Consider the following 3219-nt stretch of genomic DNA (forward strand, 5'->3'; position numbering starts at 1 on the left):
TATTCACGGTCGCCCGTGGCGCCATACCAGGCAAGAAATGATTCCAGCATGTGCATGTGTGGGTTCGAAGACCGCGCACCGTTCCAGCCGGGGCTCTCGAGGAACCCGGTCAGACTGTCGTGCTCGAGGTGGGCGTCGATGAAACGAAACGTCTGTTGTGCCAGTGCCAGGGCATCGTGGTGTCCGCATCGGTGAGCTTGAGCCAGCGCCAGGAGCACGCAGGCATGGTCGTAGGCGTCCTCGGTCGGGTCGGCCACGCTGCCGTTGGCATTGAGAGTTCGCACCCACCCGCCGCGGTTCGTGCGGCCGAATCTTGCGATGAAGTCGATACCGTGTTTGATGAGTTTGTCCGCCGGACCAGTCCAGCCACGTTCCTTGGCGACTGCGAAAGCGTAAATCTGGCGAGCCGCAGTGCGCATGCGCTTGGGTTTGCCCAATGGCCTCGCATCGAAGCCCAGGGCCTCATGGAAGCCGCCGTAAACATCGTCGACGCCAGCGGTGGACCACAGCGGCAGGGTTTCTTCGAAGAGCCAGTGCTCCACGCGCTTGCGCCATGAGCCACTGATGATGATCCGGTCTTCGGAGGCAGTAAATTTCGTTTCGAGGCGCCCGCTCTTCTCCAGCTGTTCGACGATTTTTTTCACGTTCTGGCTGTGGCTGACGGGTGCGACGAATACCGCATCTGGCGTCGCCACGATCGCAACATCCTTCATCCCGACCACGGTCAGCAGTCTGCCCTGGCTTCTGAAGTAAGAGTCCTGGCAATCGATGGCGACGATATCGCCCATTGTGACATTGCCGTTGCTGTCCGTGGGGCTGGCCTCCATTAGGGATTGCCATGAGCCAAGGTCGGTCCAGTGGAACGAGGCCCTAACCATTGCGATGTCGCGCGCATGCTCCATGATTGCGTAGTCGATCGAGGTCGAGGGGACGGCCAAGTAGAAGCCTTGTGTCAAATAAAGGCCCGAGACGTCGGTCCGCGCTCCCTTGTAAGCCCGTTCCGCGGCGTCCCAGATGTCGGGCTGGAACTCGAGAAAAGCCTCCCGCATGGTGTCGGCTCGAAAGAGGAAAATGCCGGCGTTCCAGTAGAATTGTCCCGAAGACATGTATTTGCGAGCCGACTTGGCGTTCGGCTTTTCGACAAAGCGCGAAACCGAGGCTACTGCGTCAGCATCTGCCGTGGTCTCGATGTAACCATATCCGGTTTCGGGATGCGTCGGCTTGATCCCGAACACGATGATCTTTCCTGAATCGGCGGCAGGCACGCCGGCCTTGACGGTTTCCCAGAATTGCGTTGTCGTCGATATCTGATGGTCGGAGGGGACCACGAGCACAAGGGCGTCGGCTCCATATTCGGAGATCGTTTGCAGGGTGGCTATGGCGACGGCGGCCGCGGTATTGCGGCCGACCGGCTCGAAGATCGGTCTGCCGCCGTTCAGGCCGAGCGGTACTAGGTCCGAGATAACGCGCTCGGCATGCCGTTCGGAGGCTATCAGGTAGATCGGCGTCTCTCCGTCCGGCCGCGCCTTAAGGCGACGAACAGTCTTGGCAAGCATAGAGCCATCCCCCGAAAGATCGTGGAATTGCTTGGGGTTGTCTTCGCGCGAGAGCGGCCACAGCCGTGAGCCGACCCCCCCGCTCATGACAAAACTTACGATCCGGTCAGACATGGTCCAATTCCTCTCAGAATGTCTGGTTGTAGGCTCCGACCTCTGGATTGCCGCCCAGCACGCCATCGAGAGCCTCGTGTATCTCTCGGCGCCGCTCTGGCGACACAGGCTTTCCACAACCAGGACGATCTCCGCTTTGTTCGACGACGCCCAGGCCCCAGGTGCCGTCCTGAAAGCCCGTGGCTTTGATCGGGGCACTGGTTTTGAAGGCGAATGTGTTTGGACTCGCGTGTCCGACTATGTTCACGGTCACGATTTCCGCTCCGCAGTTTAGCGCCAACAGTCGTAACACGCGCCGCACGTGGCCGCCTTCATGAATTCGAGTAGCCCTATCGCCCTAGCTCCCCCCCCTCATCCAATATGAGCATGCCCGCCGATGACCGAAAGGATGTCTCGTGCAAGCATGAGAGTCTTGTATTCTGCAAGGTGCGTCCCCTCTCGGGTGCAACGAGAAAGATGGCTGCAACATGCCGCTGACCGCATTCAGGTTCCCATTCGGCCAGAATGTCGACCAACGGCGGTTCGGTCGCCTGACCCGTCTTCTGGAGGTCATTCAGATGGACATCGAGAAGGAAATCGCGGCACTGCGCCCTTGCGTGGAAAGGGTCACGGACTGTGCTGCGTTCGCCCTGGAAGCGATGGAAAATGGCGAGAGTCCCGAACGCATGTCCGCGCAGATCGGTACTCTCGAGCAGAACCTGGCGATCATCCGCGGACGGCAGGCCTTGCTGGAACAGCAAACGTCATTTGTCGACGCCGCGAGAGCAGCGCTGCCGCGCGTTCTACCGCCCCACGGGTCCTAAGTTTCGCATACGCCAATTGGCGGCATTTACCTTCCGGATCACGGGAGTAATCTTCCGCAGCAGTCTGGGATCGCGGGGCCTCGGCTTTCAATGCAAAGACCGGCCGCATGCAACGGCCGCCTGCATGGAGCGGGCTGCTCTGGGTGTCTGCGTATGCCTGCAGGAGAAGCTGAATGAATCGCATGTTCACCAATCAATGGCCCTCGATGACGGACCAGCAGGCTTCCGCCGGCCAAGAGTTCATTGGGCTCTCCGACATTACCGAATTTCTGCGCCGCTACGCTGGAACTATCATTGCCTGCCTTGCCATGGCTCTCTTGTTGGCGGGGTTTTACAATTCGAGCACCGACCCAACTTTCATCGCCAGCGCGCAGATTCTGATCGAGCCGAAATTGCCGCAACACCTGCAGGAGGGCGGCGAAGTGGATCTGTCACTGGATACTGCCCAGGTGGAAAGCCAGATCGCTGTAATGCAGTCGGAAAAAATCGCAGCGATGGTGCTCGACCAGTTGAAACTCGTCGACGATGCGCAGTTCAATCGTTCCCAGTCTCCGACTTTGCGGGACAGATTGACGAAGACCGGAGCTGTCCTGCTTGACGCCTTGGGGCTGCGGAAAAGCGCCTGGCTGCAGCATTTCGCTCTTAGCGAGCCTGCCGCACCCCCCATGCTGACCGATTTTCAGAAGTTCCGTCGGAGCATGTTGGTTTTCCGCAACGGCCTCGACGTCCGCCGAGTCGGCGTTTCC

The 3219-nt window shown here is 59.6% G+C and carries 3 protein-coding genes and 1 pseudogene; 2 read left to right on the top strand and 2 right to left on the bottom strand.

From position 1 onward, the window contains the following. Positions 1-1670: mannose-1-phosphate guanylyltransferase/mannose-6-phosphate isomerase (locus EN914_RS29525; protein WP_127389454.1), on the bottom strand; the 1670-nt coding region annotated here is incomplete at its 3' end. Between the two features lie 13 nt (positions 1671-1683). Continuing rightward, positions 1684-1842 (bottom strand): annotated as a pseudogene (locus tag EN914_RS40190) (phosphomannomutase/phosphoglucomutase); the annotation flags it as partial. A 295-nt stretch (positions 1843-2137) separates the two neighbouring features. Here EN914_RS40190 and EN914_RS29530 point away from each other — a divergent pair. Together EN914_RS29530 and EN914_RS29535 are read left to right on the top strand one after the other, a co-directional pair. Next, a complete protein-coding gene (locus tag EN914_RS29530) occupies positions 2138-2473 on the top strand; it encodes a hypothetical protein (protein WP_024505421.1) in 336 nt (111 codons plus the stop codon). Between the two features lie 173 nt (positions 2474-2646). Next, positions 2647-3219, top strand: a 573-nt coding sequence (locus EN914_RS29535) for a Wzz/FepE/Etk N-terminal domain-containing protein (protein WP_245497868.1), incomplete at its 3' end; no start/stop codon positions are given.

The organism is Mesorhizobium sp. M7A.F.Ca.CA.001.08.2.1 (assembly GCF_003998455.1).
GTDB classification, from domain to species: domain Bacteria; phylum Pseudomonadota; class Alphaproteobacteria; order Rhizobiales; family Rhizobiaceae; genus Mesorhizobium; species Mesorhizobium ciceri.

Excerpts from the sequence above, each read along its gene's own strand:
- EN914_RS29530 (WP_024505421.1), top strand. The coding sequence starts at position 2,138 with ATGCCGCTGACCGCATTCAGGTTCCCATTCGGCCAGAATGTCGACCAA.